Origin of the sequence: Mesorhizobium sp. M0833 (assembly GCF_040319905.1) — a bacterium.
Classification (GTDB): Bacteria; Pseudomonadota; Alphaproteobacteria; order Rhizobiales; family Rhizobiaceae; genus Mesorhizobium.
On the sequence record NZ_JAMYOQ010000007.1, the window covers coordinates 119,224 to 136,549 of the forward strand.

A 17,326-nucleotide genomic window follows, 5' to 3' on the forward strand; every position below is an offset into this window, starting at 1 on the left:
GCAACAGTGGAGGACCGAGATCATGGCCGATGCCGGAATGTTGCGCTTCCATGTTCCGGAACCGGAAGTGCGGCCGGGCGGGACGCCGGATTTCTCCAATGTGAGCATTCCAAAAGCTGGCTCGGTGCCGCGCCCGAAGATCGACGTCGACCCGCGCGACATCCGCGATCTGGCCTTCTCGATCATCCGCGTGCTCAACCGCGCTGGCGAGGCGGTCGGGCCGTGGGCAGGGCTGCTTTCGGACGACGAGTTGCTGGAGGGGCTACGCCATATGATGACGCTGCGCAGCTTCGATGCGCGCATGCAGATGGCGCAGCGCCAGGGCAAGACCTCTTTCTACATGCAGCATCTCGGCGAAGAGGCAGTGAGCTGCGCCTTTCGCAAGGCGCTGTCGCGGGGCGACATGAATTTTCCGACCTATCGGCAGGCCGGCCTGCTCATCGCCGACGGCTACCCGATGGTCACGATGATGAACCAGATCTATTCGAACGAGGCCGATCCGCTGAAAGGGCGGCAATTGCCGATCATGTATTCGTCGAAGGAGCACGGCTTCTTCTCGATCTCCGGCAATCTGGCGACGCAGTACATCCAGGCAGTCGGCTGGGCGATGGCCTCGGCAATCAGCAACGATTCAAAGATCGCCGCCGCCTGGATCGGCGACGGCTCGACCGCCGAGTCCGACTTCCATTCGGCGCTGGTATTCGCCTCGACCTACAAGGCCCCGGTCGTGCTTAACGTCGTCAACAACCAGTGGGCGATTTCGACCTTCCAGGGCATTGCCCGCGGCGGCTCCGGTACTTTTGCTGCACGCGGCCTCGGCTTCGGCATCCCGTCACTGCGCGTCGACGGCAACGACTATCTCGCCGTCCATGCGGTGGCCAAATGGGCGGCGGAACGGGCGCGCAGCAATCTCGGGCCGACGCTGGTCGAATACGTCACCTACCGCGTCGGCGCGCATTCGAGCTCCGACGACCCGTCGGCCTACAGGCCGAAGGCCGAGTCCGACGCCTGGCCGCTCGGCGACCCGATCGTCAGGCTGAAGAACCACCTCATCCAGCGCGGCGTCTGGTCAGACGAACGCCACGCCCAGGCCGAGGCGGAAATCCTCGACACGGTGATTTCAGCGCAGCGGGAGGCCGAGCGCCACGGCACGCTGCATGCCGGCGGCAAGCCTTCGGCGCGCGATATGTTCGAGGGCGTCTATGCCGAGATGCCGCCGCATCTCAGGCGCCAGCGCCAACAGGCCGGGGTCTGACCATGCCGCGGCGGACCATGATCGAGGCGATCCGCGACGCCATGGACGTGTCGATGGCGCGCGACGAACGCGTCATCGTGTTCGGCGAGGATGTCGGCTTCTTCGGCGGCGTCTTCCGCTGCACGCAAGGCCTGCAGGCGAAATACGGCAAGAGCCGCTGCTTCGATGCGCCGATCAGCGAATCCGGGATTGTCGGCGCGGCCATCGGCATGGCGGCCTACGGGCTGAAGCCTTGCGTCGAGGTGCAGTTTGCCGACTATGTTTATCCGGCCTATGACCAGATCGTCTCGGAAGCGGCGCGGCTGCGCTACCGGTCGAACGGCGATTTCACCTGCCCGATCGTCGTGAGAATGCCGACCGGCGGCGGCATTTTCGGCGGCCAGACCCACAGCCAGAGCCCGGAGGCGTTGTTCACCCACGTCTCCGGCCTGAAAGTCGTGGTTCCGTCCAATCCGCACGACGCCAAGGGCCTGCTGATCGCGGCGATCGAGGATCCCGACCCGGTGATCTTCCTGGAGCCGAAGCGGCTGTATAACGGCCCCTTCGACGGTCATCACGAGCGGCCGGTGACGCCATGGTCGAAGCATCAGCTCGGCGAAGTCGCCGATGGCCACTACACGGTGCCGCTCGGCAAGGCGGTGATCCGGCGGCCTGGTGCGGCAGTTACCGTGCTTGCCTATGGCACGATGGTCTATGTCGCCCAAGCGGCAGCCGAGGAGACCGGCATCGATGCCGAGGTCATCGATCTGAGGACACTGCTGCCGCTGGATCTCGAGACGATCGTCGCCTCGGTCAACAAGACCGGGCGCTGCGTGGTCGTGCATGAGGCGACGCTGACATCCGGCTTCGGCGCCGAACTTTCTGCGCTGGTTCAGGAGAACTGCTTCTACCATCTGGAAGCGCCGGTGGCGCGGGTCACCGGCTGGGACACGCCCTATCCGCATGCGCAGGAGTGGGACTATTTTCCCGGTCCCGCCCGGCTAGGCCGCGCGCTCGTCGAAACGATGGAGGCCTGAGGGGGGAAGACAATGGGCGAATATGTCATCAAGCTGCCCGATGTCGGCGAAGGCGTCGCCGAGGCCGAGCTGGTCGAATGGCAGGTCAAGGTCGGCGATCTCGTGCGCGAGGACGCCGTGCTTGCCGCCGTCATGACCGACAAGGCGACGGTCGAAATTCCTTCGCCCGTCGATGGCGAGATCCTCTGGCTGGGTGCGGAGATCGGCGACACTGTGGCGATCGGCTCGCCGATTGTCAGGTTGAAAGTGGCGGGCGAGGGGAACGTCAGGGTTGGCGCGACGCTTGCAGACGTTACGGCGGAGGGTGCCCCTGACGATGCGCGGGCTCGCCCGTCCTCGGGCTTGGAGCCGTCATTACCCAATTTGGCGCCGTCATCCTCGGGCTTGTCCCGAGGATCTGCCGTCCCACACGGATATGACGCGATCAGTTCCGAGAGGTCGGTAGATCCTCGGGACAAGCCCGAGGATGACGGCGCCAGGTCCAAGGTCAACAGCGCGCCGCGTCCCGAGGGAGAAAAGCCACTGGCCTCGCCGGCCGTCCGCCTCAGGGCGAAAGAGGCCGGCATCGACCTTCGGCAGGTTTCGGGAACCGGCCCGGCCGGCCGCATCCGGCATGAGGACATCGACGCCTTCCTGGCGCGGGGGCCACAGCTGGCGAAGGCCCCTGGCTTCGCCCGCAACGAGGCGGTTGAGGACATCAAGATAGTCGGGCTCAGGCGAAAGATCGCCGAGAAGATGACGCTGGCCAAGTCGCGCATCCCGCACATCACCTATGTCGAGGAGATCGACGTCACCGCGCTCGAGGATTTGCGCACCGCGCTCAACAAGGAGAAGCGGCCGGGCGCGGACAGGCCGAAGCTGACGCTGCTGCCGTTCCTGATGCGGGCGATGGTCAAGGCCATTGCCGACCAGCCGAACCTCAATGCGCTGTTCGACGACGAAGCCGGCATCGTCCACCAGCATGGCGGCGTCCATATCGGCATCGCGGCGCAGACGCCTGCGGGGCTGATGGTGCCGGTGGTCAAGCACGCCGAGGCGCGCGACATCTGGGACTGCGCCGCCGAGGTCAACAGGCTCGCCGAGGCGGCCAGGTCGGGCACGGCGACACGCGACGAGCTTTCGGGCTCGACCGTCACCATCACCTCGCTCGGCGCCATGGGTGGCGTGGCGACGACGCCGGTGATCAATCATCCGGAAGTGGCGATCGTCGGCGTCAACAAGATGATGGTGCGGCCGGTATGGGACGGCAGCCAGTTCATCCCGCGCAAGATGATGAACCTGTCCTCCAGCTTCGACCACCGCGTCGTCGACGGCTGGGATGCCGCGGTGTTTATCCAACGCATCAAGACGCTGCTCGAGACGCCGGCGTTGATTTTTGTGGACTGAGGTAATGAGAACGGTCGCAACGGCCCCCTCACCCGGCCTCCGCTTCGCTACCCTCTCCCCGAGGGGAGAGGAGGTCGCCAGCGCCGGCGCTAGCCTCTTCTCCCCAGCGGGGAGAAGGTGGCCGCGAAGCGGCCGGATGAGGGGGCCTTTCTTCGCCAACAAGAGCCTATCGCCATGAAGGAAATCTCCTGCAAGCTGCTGGTCATCGGCGCTGGTCCGGGCGGCTATGTCTGCGCTATCCGTGCCGGGCAGCTCGGCATAGACACGGTTATCGTCGAGTTCGGCAGACCGGGCGGCACCTGTCTCAATGTCGGCTGCATCCCGTCCAAGGCGCTGATCCACGCGGCCGAGGAGTTCGAGAAGCTCTCGCACATGGCCAGCGGCAAGAACCCGCTCGGCATTGCGATCGCCGCACCATCGGTTGATCTCGCCGCCACCATGGCCTGGAAAGACGGGATCGTTAGCCGGCTGAACAACGGTGTTGCCGGTCTGCTGAAGAAAGCTGGCGTGAAGACGGTGCATGGCTGGGCGACATTTCGCGACGGCAAGACCGTTGCCGTCGACACCGAGATCGGCATGCAGGTGATCCGCGCCGAAACGGTGTTGATTGCGACCGGCTCGGCGCCGGTCGAACTGCTATCGCTGCCGTTCGGCGGACCGGTCATTTCGTCGACCGAGGCGCTGGCGCTGAGCGAAGTTCCGGAGAGGCTGGCGGTGGTCGGCGGCGGCTATATCGGGCTGGAACTCGGCATCGCCTTTGCCAAGCTGGGCGCCAAGGTGACCGTGGTCGAGGCGTTGCCGCGCGTGCTGGCACAATACGATGCGGAACTGACCCGGCCGGTGGTTAAGCGGCTGGCCGAGTTGGGCATCGAGGTGCTCGTGAACGCCAAGGCCAAGGGGCTGTCCACCAAGCGCGACGCGCTGCTGGTCGAGACGAATGGCGGCAAGAACGGCAAGATCGCTGCCGACAAGGTCCTGGTCACGGTCGGTCGCAAGCCGGTGACCGAAGGCTGGGGGTTGGAGCAGATCGACCTCGACATGGTTGGCCCCTTCATCCGCATCGACGACCAGTGCCGCAGCTCGATGCGCGGTATCTTTGCCATTGGCGACGTCACCGGCGAGCCGATGCTGGCGCACCGGGCGATGGCGCAGGGTGAAATGGTCGCCGAGATCGTCGCCGGCCACAGGCGCAGCTGGGACAGACGAGCGATCCCGGCTGTCTGCTTCACCGATCCGGAGCTGGTCACCGCGGGCCTGTCGCCGGAAGAGGCCAAGGCCCGTGGCGAGATCAAGGTCGGACTGTTTCCCCTCGCCGCCAATGGCCGGGCAATGACGAAGTTGGGCGAGGACGGATTCGTTCGGGTATTGGCGCGGGCGGACAACCATCTGGTGCTCGGCATCCAGGCCGTCGGCCAGGGCGTGTCGGAGCTGTCCACTGCGTTTGGGCTGGCGCTGGAGATGGGTGCGACGCTGGAGGATATCGCCGGGACGATCCATGCCCATCCGACACAGGGCGAGGGTTTTCAGGAAGCGGCGCTGAAGGCGCTTGGGCGGGCGGTGCATGTTTGAGGGCTCGCGCTCTCCCCCTTTCAGGGGGAGATGGCCGGCAGGCCAGAGGGGGTCGGTTCGACTGGATGCGACCGCCCTTGCGACAGATGGAGGTTGGCGCTCTTCGCGAGGCGACCCCCCTCTGTCGCCTTCGGCGACGTCTCCCCCTCGAGGGGGGAGATTACGCAGCTCACCCTGCAAGCCGGCTAACCATCTCGTGCTGCGCATAGGCGCGGCCGAAGCGGTTGGCCAGAAAAGCGTCGAGCGCGATGTCCTCCTGCTTGATGAAACCTCTTGCCGGCAAGGTGCCGTCGGCGAGCATGTCGAGCACGGCGCAGATCGCCGATGCGGTGGTGATCTGGATGGCGCTGCGCACCTTTTCGCCGTCGCGCCTGGCGTAGATCTTGTTGGCATAGGTCTCCTGCAGCAGACGGCCGTTCTTGCGGCCGCTGACGGTGACGAAGACGATAACCACGTCCTGCAGCGTTGCCGGCAGGGCGCTTTCGAAAATGTCCTTCAGCACGTCGCGGCGGTGGCGCAGGCCGAGGTCGTTGAGCAGCGCCTTCATGATCGCGGCATGGCCGGGATAGCGGATGGTGCGGTAATTCAGCGTGCGCACACTGCCCTTCAGCGTTTCGGCCAGCGTGCCCAGCCCGCCCGAGGTGTTGAACGCCTCATAGGTGACGCCGTCGAGCGAGAACTCCTCGCGCTCCTCGAGCGGCGGCACCTCGATCAGCTCGCCTTCGACGATCGCCTCGCAAGGCTCGCAATATTCGTTGATGACGCCGTCGGTGCTCCAGGTCAGATTGTAGTTCAGCGCGTTCGACGGGTACTGCGGCAGCGCGCCAACCCGCATGCGCACGCTCTCCAGCGTGTCGAAGCGGCTGGCGAGGTCGTTGGCAACGATCGAGATGAAGCCCGGCGCCAGGCCGCATTGCGGAATGAAGGCGCTGCTGCCGGAGCGCGCCAGTTCCTTGACCCGCCTGGTGCTGACGACATCCTCGGTCAGATCGAGATAGTGCACGCCGGCACTGGCCGCCGCCTCCGCGATGCGCGTGGTCAGATGGAAGGGCGCGGCGCTGAGCACCGCGAATTTGCCGGCCAAGGCCGCTTCGAGGGTGCCGGCGGCTTCGATGTCGAGTTCCAGCGTCTCGACCGTTTCAGGCAGTTCGGCCGCGCCGAGCTGCGCCGCCGAGCGGTCGACGAGCGTGACATGGTAGTTGCCCGTGGAAGCCAGCATCTCGGCAATGGTCGAGCCGATCTTGCCGGCGCCGACGACGATGATTTCCTTCATGACAGGTCCCTCGCACCAACATTGGATTGATGGCTAGAATCGCAGCTTGCCTGTCGAAAGGAAGCGTGAGACTGTACGAAACGCAGTCTCTCTTTGTGCAATGTGCCGGCAAGGTTCGTCGAAATGCTCAGCGATGCCGACCAGGCTCTACTTTCCCTGCTGCGCATCAATGCACGCGCCTCGACCGCCGAACTGGCGCGGCGGCTGGGCGTGTCGCGGACCACGGTGCAGAGCCGGATCGAGCGGCTGGAACAGCGCGGCATCATCACCGGCTACGGTGTCAGGCTTTCGCCCGACTACGAACAGGGGCTGGTCAGGGCGCATGTCCTGCTTACCGTCACCCCCAAGCTCGCCGACAAGGTGGTGCGCAGCTTGCAGGCGCTGGCACAGGTTCGAACGCTGCACTCGGTCAGCGGCAATTTCGACATGATCGTTGTCGTTGAAGCGCCGTCGATCAGGGATCTCGACACGCTCCTCGACCAGATCGGCGCCATGGACGGGGTCGAGCGGACGTCGTCGTCGATCATCCTGTCGACGCGGATCGACCGCTGAGCCGGCTGGTGTCGCGGGTCCAGACGCTGGCGCGAAGGATCGCCAAGGGTGGTGATCGTTCTGGCGTTACCGCAGCAAAGCGATATAGGCTTTCAAAATGTGGATCGATGGCGTGCAGCCGCCCCCAATCTCTCGCAGCATCGCGCGTTCACCCAAAGGACCTAGACAGGAGGCCTCCTTGCCCAAGCAGTGTTTCGGAAAATCCCATGTGCCGTTGTCGCCGGCGGTCAGGGCCGGCGATTTCGTCTATGTCTCAGGCCAGGTGCCGGTCGGCAGCGACGGGCTGGTGGTCAAGGGCGGCATCGCCGAGCAGACCGAACAGGTGCTGTCGAACGTCAAGGCGGCACTGGCGCTGGCCGGCTGCACGCTCGACGACGTGGTCAAGACGACGGTCTGGCTCGAGGACGCGCGCGATTTCGGCATCTTCAATACCGTCTATGCCCGGCATTTCCCGAAAGATCCGCCGGCACGCACGACGGTGGAGTCACGGCTTATGATCGACATCAAGATCGAGGTCGAAGCCGTCGCCTACAGGCCGGCCTGACGGAAAAACGGAGACAGGCGCAATGCAATTCGATCTCCTGATAAAAGGCGGCCGCCTCATCGATCCGGCGTCGGGCCTCGACGCACAACGCGATCTGGCGATTGGCGACGGCCGTATCGCCGCCATCGACGCCGAAATCCCCTTCGAACGTGCAGCCCGCGTCATCGACGCCACGGGCTCGATCGTCGCGCCCGGCCTGATCGACCTGCACAGCCATGTCTATTGGGGCGGCACGTCGCTCGGCGTCGATGCCGACCGGCTCGCCGCAAAGAGCGGCACCACCACCTTCGTCGATGCCGGAAGCGCCGGCGCCGGCAATTTCCTCGGCTTTCGCCGCCACGTCATCGAGCGCTCGAAGGTCCGTATCCTGGCTTACGTCAACATCTCCTTTGCCGGCATTTTCGGCTTCTCGCAGACCGTCGCGGTCGGCGAATGCAGCGACCTCAGGCTCTGCGAACCGCGCGAAACGGTGGCGGCGGCGCGTGAGCACGCAGACGTGATCGTCGGCGTCAAGGTCCGCTCCGGTCGCCATGCCGGCGGCAGCAGCGGCATCGCGCCGGTCGATCTCGGGCTGGAAGCCGCCGACAAGGCTGGCCTGCCGCTGATGGCGCATATAGACGAGCCGCCGCCGGGCCGCTCGGAAGTGCTGCCGCGGCTGCGCAAAGGCGATATCCTCACCCACTGCTTCCGGCCGTTTCCCAACGCACCGGTCTTGGCTTCGGGCGCGGTGCGGCCGGACATGCGGCTGGCGCGCGAACGCGGCGTCATCTTCGATATCGGCCACGGCATGGGCTCGTTCGATTTCGAGGTGGCCAAGGCGATGCTGAGCGAGGGGCTGGCGCCGGACGTGATCAGCAGCGACGTGCACCTCTACTGCGTCGACGGACCGGCCTTCGACATTCTGGTGTGCATGTCGAAGCTGCTGGTCCTCGGCATGCCGCTGGTCGAGGTGCTGCGCGCCGCGACACAGCGGCCGGCCGAAGCGATCGCCAGGCCAGATTTGGGCAGGCTTGCGGTTGGTGCGGTCGGCGACATCGCGGTGCTGCGGCTGCGTCCCGGCCGCTTCACCTTTGTCGACTCGGTCGGCGCCTCGTTGGTCGCCGAGCAAAGGCTGGTCTCTGACGGCATTGTGGTCGGCGGCACGTGGTGGCCGAACGAGGCGCTGGACGATTTCGGCGAAACCGAGCGCTTCGAAGCGCATGCGCACGACACGCATGTCGAGGTTGCCGCCCGGCATTTCGGGCGTGGGTGATCTCCCCCCTTTGAGGCCCCATGAGGGAGAGATGGCCGGCAGGCCAGAGGGGGTAGGTCCGACGGGGCTCAGCCTGCTGCTGCTTGTAGAGGAGGCTGGCGCTCGGCGCGCGGCGATCCCCTCTGTCGCCTTTGGCGACATCTCTCGCTCAAGGACGAGATCACAGCTTCACCGCGGCGTCCCATAAACCGGCGTCGCAATGCCTTCCATCCTCGCCTTGATCTGCAACGCCACGAACTTCGAATAAAAGCGCGACAGCGCCAGATTGCCGCCGTGGAACCACAGCGCTTCCTGCGCGGTCGGCTTCCACATGTTGCGCAATTCGCCTTGCCATGGACCCGGGTCGCCTTTCACGCCCGAGCCAATCCCCCAGCACGGCCCGACCTTGTCGGCGACTTCACGGGAGATGATCGCCGCCACCGTTTCGTTCATCGAGAGATAGCCGGTGCAGGCGATGATTGCGTCGGCCGCCAGTTCGGTGCCGTCGTCGAAGAGGATGCCTGTCGGCGTCAGCGACTTGATCCCGACGCCGCTGCGGATGCCGATCTCGCCGTCGATGATCAGATCGCAGGCGCCGACGTCGATGTAGAAGCCCGAGCCGGTGCGGTAGGCCTTCATCAAAAGTCCGGTCTCGTCGTCGCCGAAATCGATGGCGAAGCCGGCGCCGCGCAAGCGGTCGTAGAAGGCCGCGTCGCGCGCCTTGATGATGTCGTAGAGCGCGCGCTGGCCCTGTGGCAGCAGCGCGAACGGCGTCGAGGCGACGATCATGTCGGCCTTCTCAGTGGTGATGCCGCGGGCCAGCGCCTTTTCCGAAAAGATCTCGAAACCGATCTCCATCAGCGTGTCCGACTTGACCACCGTCGTCGGCGAGCGCTGGACCATCGTCACCTCGGCGCCGCTCTCCCACAGATCGACGCTGACGTCATGGCCGGAACTTGCGGCGCCGATGACGGCGACCTTTTTGCCGCGGAATTTCTCGCCGCTGAAATATTGGCTGGAGTGCAGGATCTCGCCCTGGAAGGCCTCGGCGCCCGGCAGGTCGATCTGCCTGGGCGGGCCATAAGCACCGGTCGCAAAGACGATGTGCTTCGGCTTTAGCGTGATGCGCTGGCCGGCGCGGTCGACCTCGACCGTCCAGACCTTTTCGGCCTCGTCATAGGACGCGCTGATGCATCTTGTGGAGGTCCAGTAGTTGAGCTCCATGACGCGCGTATACATTTCCAGCCAGTCGCCCATCTTGTCCTTGGGCGTGAACACCGGCCAGTTCTCGGGAAACGGGATGTAGGGCAGATGGTCGTACCAGACCGGGTCGTGCAGCACGAGCGAGCGATAGCGATTGCGCCAGGAATCGCCGGCCTGCGCATTCTTCTCGATGATGATGGCCGGCACGCCGAGTTGCCTGAGCCGTGCGCCCAGCATGATGCCGCCCTGGCCGCCGCCGATGACCAGGCAATAAGGCTGCTGGCCGGCGCCGAGTTCACGCGTCTCGCGCGCCCTCGCCTCCAGCCAGGTCTCGCGCTCCGGATCGGCCTTGTGGCGGACGCCCAGAGGCCGCGCCGGGCCCTTGCGCTCCTCAAACCCCTTGAGATCGCTCATCGCCGTAAACAGTGTCCGGCATTTGCCGTCCCTGAGGCGCATGATGCCTTGGCCCCACGCTGATGACGTCTCGAACGAAAACCAGGCTTCGATAACGCCTTCGTCCGAAGTCGCTTCGCTGCTGAGCTGCCACCGGGCAGGCCTTGTCATTGCCAGCGTGGCTTCCAGCATGTCGCGGATCGCCGCGCGGCCTTCCATGGTCTTGATGTTCCAGGTGAAGGTCAGCAGGTCGCGCCAGTAACAGTCCTCGACGAACAGGTTGATTGCGGCCGCGACGTCGCCCGCCTCGAGCGCTCGCGCAAAAGAACCGAGCCAGGTGGCCGCCTGTTTCGACGGTGATATGTCGAGCATCTGTCTTCCCTATCTCCTGCGACTTCGGCGCTGCCCTTTAACCTTATCCTCTCTCCCGAAGAGCGGGGAGAGGGTAGGTGAGGGCAGCGCAAACAGTCCGGAAATTAAGGGCGCTGCGCAAGACCCCGCTATCAGGCGCGCGCGCGGGCCTGATCCGAACCGCTATCCAGCCATGCAAGATCGTCCGGCGAAAGTGAGATGTCGAGCGCCTGGAGGCTGTCTTCCAACTCGTCGAGCGTGCGCGGCCCGATCAGCGGGACGGACGGAAAGGGCTGCGCCAGGACATAGGCGAGCGCGACGTGGATCGGGCTTTTGCCCAGCCGTTTGGCGAGCTCGATGGCGCGGTCGCGGCGGCCGAAGTTCCTCTCCGAGTACCAGACCCGGACCAGTTCCTCATTGTCGCGCCGGTCGCGGCCGGCGCGGTCGGTGAAGAAGCCGCGGCCCTGGCTCGACCAGGCGAAGTTCGGCATTTGCCGGGCGGTAAGCCAGGCCTTCCACTCGTCGCTGGAGGACGTGACGCAGCCTGCCCAGATCGGCTCCAGCATCTCGGCCAGCGAGAAATTGTTGGAAAGCGCGCCGGGCTTCTGCTTGCCGGTGCGCTCGGCATAGGCAATCGCCTCGTCCATGCGCTCCATCGTCCAGTTCGAGCCGCCGAACGGACCGCGAATGCGGCCGGCCTTGACCTCGCGATCCATCGCATCGACGAACTCGTCGACCGGCACGTCCGGATTGTCGCGATGCATGAAATAGACGTCGATATGGTCGGTCTGCAGCCGCTCGAGCGACTGGGTGAGCTGCTTGCCGATGACGTCGGGATAGCAGAGCGGCGAGTGCGCACCCTTGCCGATGACCACCGATTGCTCGCGCACGCCGCGGTTCTTCAGCCACTGGCCGAGCAGCGTCTCGGTATAGCCGGAACCGTAGACGAAGGCGGTGTCGAACAGATTGCCGCCCGCCTCAAAATAGGCGTCGAGCAGGATGGCGCCCGACGAAAAGGTGCGGAAATCCTCGAAGCCGAGCGCCAGGCACGAGGCCGGCCGCGGCAGGCCCGGAATGCTGCGCTTGGGGATGGTGGTCCCGCCGGAGCGCAGCTTCCGTCCGGAGATCGTGTTGACGCGCTTTGCCGGCTTCTCGATGTCATATTCGAGGCCGATGGCGGCCCGCCATCTATCGAGCACGCGCAGATTGCCGAGACTGTCGGCCCAGCCCATGCCTGGCCAGGCGAACTCCTGCTTCCCGCCGAGAATGGCCTCGCCGGCAGCGTCGACCTCGAATGCGTAAAGCCAGCCGCCCTCCTTGACCTCGACCACCTCGGTGTCACCCGGACGGATGATGCGGATTTCGCCGGTGCCGCCTTGGTGGCCGCCGGCATACCAGAAATCCGCCACCTCGATACGGCCCTTGCTGCCGAGAATACGCAATACGTTGTCCTGCGCGAGCGAAATGCTGCAGGAGACTTCCGCGACGATGCCGCCCGGAAAATGCAACAGCGCCGACGCCCATTCGTCGACGCCGGATTGGCCGAGATGCGCAGCGCCGACCACTTTGTCCGGCTCGGCGAAGGGCTTTCCCGCCGCGGCGCCGGCAATCAGCCGCGCCATCGAGACGGGATAGCCGCCGACATCGAGAATGCCGCCGCCGGCGAGATCCTTGGCGTAAAGCCGGTGCTCCGGCATGAAGCCCGGCATGGCGAAGCCGAAACTGGATTTGATCATCTTGATGTCGCCGATCGCGCCGGCCCTGATCAGCTCGACCAGCCTGGCCGTCTGCGGATGCAGCCGGTACATGAAGGCTTCGCCGAGAAAGGTGCCGGCCTTGCGCGCCGCATGGATCATGGCGTCGGCCTCGAATGCGGTCAGGCCAAGCGGCTTTTCGCAAAGCACATGTTTTCCGGCTTCGGCTGCCTTGATCGCCCATTCGGCATGGCTTGGATGCGGCGTTGAAATATAAATCGCGTCGACATCCGGATCGCCAAGCAAAGCCTCGTAGCCATCGAGGATGCGGGCGCCGGGGAAAGCCTCAGTGAGCCCGGCCTTGCCGGGATTGCGCGCCCCTAAGGCGACTAAGGTGCCGGTGCGCGAATGGGCGACGCCGCCGGCAAACGCCTTGGCGATGTTGCCGGGCCCGAGAATGCCCCAGCGAATTTTTTCTGGCTTGGACGTCATGTCAAATCTCCGTGGGGTGGCCGCGACCAGTCGCGATCGGACAAAAGAAAGATGGGTTAGCGAATGCGTGCGCCGGTGGCGTCGAAGAGAAGCGAGCGGTCGGCCTTGATCGACACCACCAGGTCGTCGCCGTTCGCGCGATGCCGCGAGGCCTCGCGCTCGATGATCAGTTCCTCGCGCCCGCCCCCGGTCCCGGAATTGGCATAGACATAACTCACCGATCCCAAGTGCTCGGCGACGTCGGCCTTGAGGGTAAGGTCGCAATCGCCCTGGCCGGCGTCGAAGAAATGCTCCGGCCGCACGCCAAGCACGACATCGCCGCCTATCGCAGGCAGAGCATCCGAAAGCGGCTTGCGCAGGAGCGCGCCGCGATGATTGACCAGTTCGACGACCGCAGCGCCGTTGTCGGCCCCGACCATTTTCGCCGCCAGAAAGTTCATTTTCGGGGAGCCGACGAAGCCGGCAACGAAGCGGTTGGCGGGGTCGTCGTAGAGATCGAGCGGCGCACCGATCTGCTCGATATTGCCGGCGTTGAGCACGACGATCCTGTCGGCCAGTGTCATCGCCTCGGTCTGGTCGTGCGTCACATAGACCATGGTAACGCCAAGCTCCTTGTGAAGGCGCGATATCTCGACGCGCATCTGCACCCTGAGCTCGGCGTCGAGATTGCTGAGCGGTTCGTCGAACAGGAACACTTGCGGCTCGCGCACGATGGCGCGGCCGATGGCGACGCGCTGGCGCTGGCCGCCCGACAATTGCCGCGGCCGCCGCTTCATCAGCTCGGCGATGCGCAGGATTTCGGAAGCCCGCTTCACCCGACGCTCGGTATCTGCCTTGGGGTTGCCGGTCATTCTCAGGCCGAAGCTCAGATTCTGCTCGACCGTCATGTGCGGATAGAGCGCGTACGACTGGAACACCATGGCGATGCCGCGATCGGCCGCCTCGACGTCGTTCACCACCTTGCCGCCAATGGCGATCTCGCCGTCGCTGATGTCCTCGAGCCCGGCGATCATCCGGAGCAGCGTGGACTTACCGCAGCCGGAAGGGCCGACGAAGACGACGAATTCGCCGTCATCGATATCGATATTGGCGCCGTGGACGATCTCGAAGACGCCGAAGCGCTTGATGACGTTTTTGAGTGTGACTGCAGCCATGCTGATCCTTACTTGATGGCGCCGGCGGCGATGCCGGCGACGAAATGGCGCTGCAGAAGCACGAACACGACGAGCATTGGCGCCGTCAGCATCACCGCGCCCGCCATGATGCCGCCCCAGGACACCTTGGTGAGACCGATCAGCGTGCCGAGCGCCACCGGCGCGGTCATTGCGCCCGGCTTGGAATTGATCAGCAGCGGCCAGAGATAATTGTTCCAGGAAGCAAGGAAGAGAATGATGGCGAGCGCCGCCAGCATCGGCCGCGCCAGAGGCAATGCGACGAACAGGAATATCCGCCATTCCTTGACGCCCTCGACCTTGGCCGCGTCGAACAGCTCGTGCGGCATCATCGAAAAACTCTGCCGCATGAACAGCACGCCCAGCGAGTTGAACAGCGGCGGCACGATCAGCGCCACCCAGGTGTTGGCGAGCTTGAAGTCGCGCGCCACCATGATGAATTGCGGGATCAGCACGACCGCATAGGGCAGCGTGATGGTGCCGAAGATGATGGCTACGACCATGCCCTTGCCGAAGAAGTTGTAACGCGCCAGCGCCCAGCCGGCCATCGAGGTGAGCATCACCGACAGGAAGGTATAGGTCACCGCCACCGAGACGGAGATGCCGATGGCGCCGATGAAATTGGTGCCGCGCTGCAGATTGCTGACATTGTCGAGGAAATTGCCGTGCGGCAAAAGCTCGATGTCGGGGCTGAAGATGCCATTGTCGGGCATCGTGGAAAAGACCACCATCATCCACAGCGGAAACAGCCAGACCAGCGCCAGCGGCGTCAGGAACAGATGCAGCGCGATGCTGCGGCCCAATCTGGCCTGGGAACGGCTGACCCGGGAATGGCTGATTGGGGAGCGCGAGGTCATTTCGGTTCCCTCGTCAGCCATATCTGCACCAACGAAATGGCAATCGCCAGCCCGGCCATGGTGTAGGCGACGGCCGAAGCATAGCCGAAATTGAGCGACCGGAAGCCCTGGCGGTAAAGCAGCAGCCCGAGCGTTTCGGTGCCGCCGCCCGGCCCGCCGCGCTCGGTGATCAGGAAGGGCTCGGTGAACAGCTGCATGGTGCCGATGATCGACAGCACGGCGCAGAACACGATGATCGGCTTGAGCAGGGGCAGCGTGATATAAAAGAACTGTTTGACCTTGCTGACCCGGTCCAGGGTTGCCGCCTCGTAGACATCCTCGGGGATGGACTGCAGGCCGGCGAGCAGGATGATGGCGTTGTAGCCGGCCCAGCGCCAGGTCACCGCCATCATGATCACCGCCATCGCCGGGGTGACGTTGGTAAACCAGTCGACAGTGGGCAGTCCGATGCTGTTCAGCAACTTGTTGATGATGCCGTAGTCGAGATTGAACATCAGCCGGAAAACCGCCGAATAGGCGACCTCACCGACCACGACAGGCGCGAAGAAGGCAAATCGGAACAGGCCACGTGCCTTGAGCAGCGGCGAATTCAAAAGCACCGCCATCACTATCGCCAGCGAAATCATCACCGGCACCTGGATGACGAGGATCAGCAATGTGTTCTTCAAGGCATTGAAGAAGGCGGGGTCGCCGATCAGCCGGCCCCAGTTGAAGGTCGGCGCGAACCGCCACGGCACGGTGCGCGTCGCCTGGAACGAGATCAGGAAGGAATCGATGATCGGCCACAGCCAGAAGATCGAGAAGATCAGCAGATAGGGCGCGAGAAAGCGATAAGCCGTGGCGTTCTGGTAGCGCATCGTTTTCCTCCTTTCTGCTTTCAAGTTCTTACCTTCTCCCCTTGTGGAGAAGGTGGATCGGCGCATAGCGCCGAGACGGTTGAGGGGTGATGGCCGGAGTGCCGCCGGCGCCAAGCTGGAGCACCCCTCATCCGCCGCCTTCGGCGATACCTTCTCCCACAAGGGGAGAAGGGGAGCCGTGCGCTCGGAGCCGCCTCGTCTAGATCACGACTTGACCGGTAGGCCGGTCGCCGCGGCGATCTGGCTTGCGGCATCGTCGAGCGCTGCCTTGGCGTCGGGATAGCCGCCGGCCAGATATTTGGTCTGCACCGCGCGGATGATGATTTCGGCGTCGCTCTGGAACGGAGTGCCGCGGCTGGGGACGACCTTGGGCAAGGTGCCGAGAATGTCCTTCCACACGGCTTGGCCACCCCAATAGGGCAGGCCTTCGGAGACATAAGGGTCGTTGAGCGCCGAGATCAGCGACGGCACCAGGCCGAAGCCTTTCAGCATGGTGATTTGGCCCTCATTCGTCCCTAGCGTGTATTTCAGATAGGCGTAGGCGGCTTCCTTGTTCTTCGACACCGAAGTGATGGCGAGCGAGGAGCCGCCGAGATTGGCGGCGCGCGGACCGTCGGCGGTCAGGCTCGGCATCAGATAGACGCCCCATTTGCCTGCGCCATCGGGCGACTCGGTGCGTATGGTGCCTTCATACCAGCCGCCATACATCTGGCTGGCGACCTTGCCGGCGGTGTTGTTGGTGATCTTGGTGCTCCAGTCGGCAGAGGAAATGATGCCGGCGTCCTTCATCTCCTTGATCTTGGTCATGGCATCGACGCATTTGGGCTGATTGACGGTGATCGATTGACCATCGGCGGAGAAATAGGCGCAGCCCTGCTCGTTGGAGATCATGCGGAAGAATTCGGAATCGCCGTTGAAATCGGCGTTGGTCATCGTCACGCCGGGATTGGCGGCCTGGATCTTCTTTGCGGCGGCGATGAAATCGTCCCAGGTCTTGATCGAAGACGGGTCGACGCCGGCCTTCTCATAGAAGTCGCGGCGGTAGAACATCGCTACAGGGCCCGAATCCCAGGGCATCGCATAGGCCTTGTCGTCAACCTCGAGCTCGGTACGCTTGAAGTCGGGGAATTTTGCCTGGTCTTCCGCGGTGTAGCCGAGCGTATGCAGGTCGACGAAGCAATCCGGGAACTGGCTCCAGTAGTTTTCCGCCTCGCCGTTCTCGATCGTCACGATGTCCGGCAGCCCCTCGCCGCCGGCGGCACAGCCGGCGATCGATTTGTCGTAGGTCGGCTGGTTGCCGAGGTCCTCGACCGTGACCTTGATGTCGGGATACTGCTTGTTGAAGCCCGCTATGGTGGCCTTCAGCGACGAAGCGGCGATGTTCCAGCTCCAGATCGTGATTTCACCGGACTGCGCAAAGGCCGGGCTGGAGCCCAAGGCAAGCGCGAGCGCGGCGCAGGTCAATTTTAAGCGCATTGAAA

The 17,326-nt window shown here is 64.4% G+C and carries 14 protein-coding genes; 7 read left to right on the forward strand and 7 right to left on the reverse strand.

Going from position 1 to position 17,326, the window contains the following annotated elements:
- The first annotated feature begins 22 nt into the window (after positions 1-22).
- The 4 genes from NKH98_RS10585 (at position 23) to lpdA (ending at position 5,226) form a co-directional block, all read left to right on the forward strand.
- Complete coding sequence (locus NKH98_RS10585) at positions 23-1,255, forward strand: 3-methyl-2-oxobutanoate dehydrogenase (2-methylpropanoyl-transferring) subunit alpha (protein ID WP_254817940.1); 1,233 nt, start codon at positions 23-25, stop codon at positions 1,253-1,255.
- 2 nt (positions 1,256-1,257) lie between these two features.
- The gene (locus tag NKH98_RS10590; protein WP_352648595.1) at positions 1,258-2,271 is read left to right on the forward strand and encodes an alpha-ketoacid dehydrogenase subunit beta; all 1,014 of its coding nucleotides are present in this window, start codon (positions 1,258-1,260) and stop codon (positions 2,269-2,271) included.
- Positions 2,272-2,283: 12 nt separating this feature from the next.
- A complete protein-coding gene (locus NKH98_RS10595) occupies positions 2,284-3,657 on the forward strand; it encodes a dihydrolipoamide acetyltransferase family protein (RefSeq protein ID WP_352898195.1) in 1,374 nt (457 codons plus the stop codon).
- Between the two features lie 174 nt (positions 3,658-3,831).
- Positions 3,832-5,226, forward strand: a complete 1,395-nt coding sequence (lpdA, locus tag NKH98_RS10600) for a dihydrolipoyl dehydrogenase (protein ID WP_352898197.1) — start codon at positions 3,832-3,834, stop codon at positions 5,224-5,226.
- Positions 5,227-5,395: 169 nt separating this feature from the next.
- Here lpdA and NKH98_RS10605 read toward each other — a convergent pair whose 3' ends face one another.
- Positions 5,396-6,499: a saccharopine dehydrogenase family protein gene (locus NKH98_RS10605; RefSeq protein ID WP_352802237.1), complete on the reverse strand. Its 1,104-nt coding sequence runs from the start codon at positions 6,497-6,499 to the stop codon at positions 5,396-5,398.
- Positions 6,500-6,622: 123 nt separating this feature from the next.
- On the opposite strand from NKH98_RS10605, the gene NKH98_RS10610 reads away from it, so the two are divergent.
- The 3 genes from NKH98_RS10610 (at position 6,623) to NKH98_RS10620 (ending at position 8,847) form a co-directional block, all read left to right on the forward strand.
- Positions 6,623-7,051, forward strand: coding sequence for an Lrp/AsnC family transcriptional regulator (locus NKH98_RS10610; protein WP_352701191.1), 429 nt, complete (start codon positions 6,623-6,625; stop codon positions 7,049-7,051).
- Positions 7,052-7,229: 178 nt separating this feature from the next.
- Positions 7,230-7,595, forward strand: coding sequence for a RidA family protein (locus NKH98_RS10615; RefSeq protein WP_254817935.1), 366 nt, complete (start codon positions 7,230-7,232; stop codon positions 7,593-7,595).
- Between the two features lie 22 nt (positions 7,596-7,617).
- Positions 7,618-8,847 (forward strand): amidohydrolase/deacetylase family metallohydrolase, encoded by a 1,230-nt coding sequence (locus tag NKH98_RS10620; RefSeq protein ID WP_352898200.1) that lies wholly within the window; start codon positions 7,618-7,620, stop codon positions 8,845-8,847.
- A gap of 168 nt (positions 8,848-9,015) precedes the next feature.
- Here the strand turns inward: NKH98_RS10620 and NKH98_RS10625 are convergent, their stop codons facing one another.
- The 6 genes from NKH98_RS10625 to NKH98_RS10650 all read right to left on the reverse strand — a co-directional run bounded on the left by NKH98_RS10625 (position 9,016) and on the right by NKH98_RS10650 (position 17,321).
- Positions 9,016-10,794 (reverse strand): NAD(P)-binding domain-containing protein, encoded by a 1,779-nt coding sequence (locus tag NKH98_RS10625; protein WP_352898202.1) that lies wholly within the window; start codon positions 10,792-10,794, stop codon positions 9,016-9,018.
- 131 nt (positions 10,795-10,925) lie between these two features.
- Entirely contained in the window at positions 10,926-12,959 is a 2,034-nt protein-coding gene (locus tag NKH98_RS10630) for an aldo/keto reductase (RefSeq protein WP_352898204.1), read from the reverse strand.
- Between the two features lie 56 nt (positions 12,960-13,015).
- Positions 13,016-14,113 carry an ABC transporter ATP-binding protein gene (locus NKH98_RS10635; RefSeq protein ID WP_352898206.1) on the reverse strand — a complete coding sequence of 366 codons (1,098 nt, stop codon included), beginning with the start codon at positions 14,111-14,113 and terminating at the stop codon, positions 13,016-13,018.
- An 8-nt stretch (positions 14,114-14,121) separates the two neighbouring features.
- Positions 14,122-14,988, reverse strand: a complete 867-nt coding sequence (locus NKH98_RS10640) for a carbohydrate ABC transporter permease (protein WP_023720571.1) — start codon at positions 14,986-14,988, stop codon at positions 14,122-14,124.
- Positions 14,985-15,845, reverse strand: coding sequence for a carbohydrate ABC transporter permease (locus tag NKH98_RS10645; RefSeq protein WP_352650285.1), 861 nt, complete (start codon positions 15,843-15,845; stop codon positions 14,985-14,987). The genes NKH98_RS10640 and NKH98_RS10645 overlap by 4 nt, the downstream gene beginning before the upstream one ends.
- Before the next feature lie 204 nt (positions 15,846-16,049).
- Positions 16,050-17,321: an extracellular solute-binding protein gene (locus tag NKH98_RS10650; protein WP_254817929.1), complete on the reverse strand. Its 1,272-nt coding sequence runs from the start codon at positions 17,319-17,321 to the stop codon at positions 16,050-16,052.
- Between the last annotated feature and the right edge of the window lie 5 nt (positions 17,322-17,326).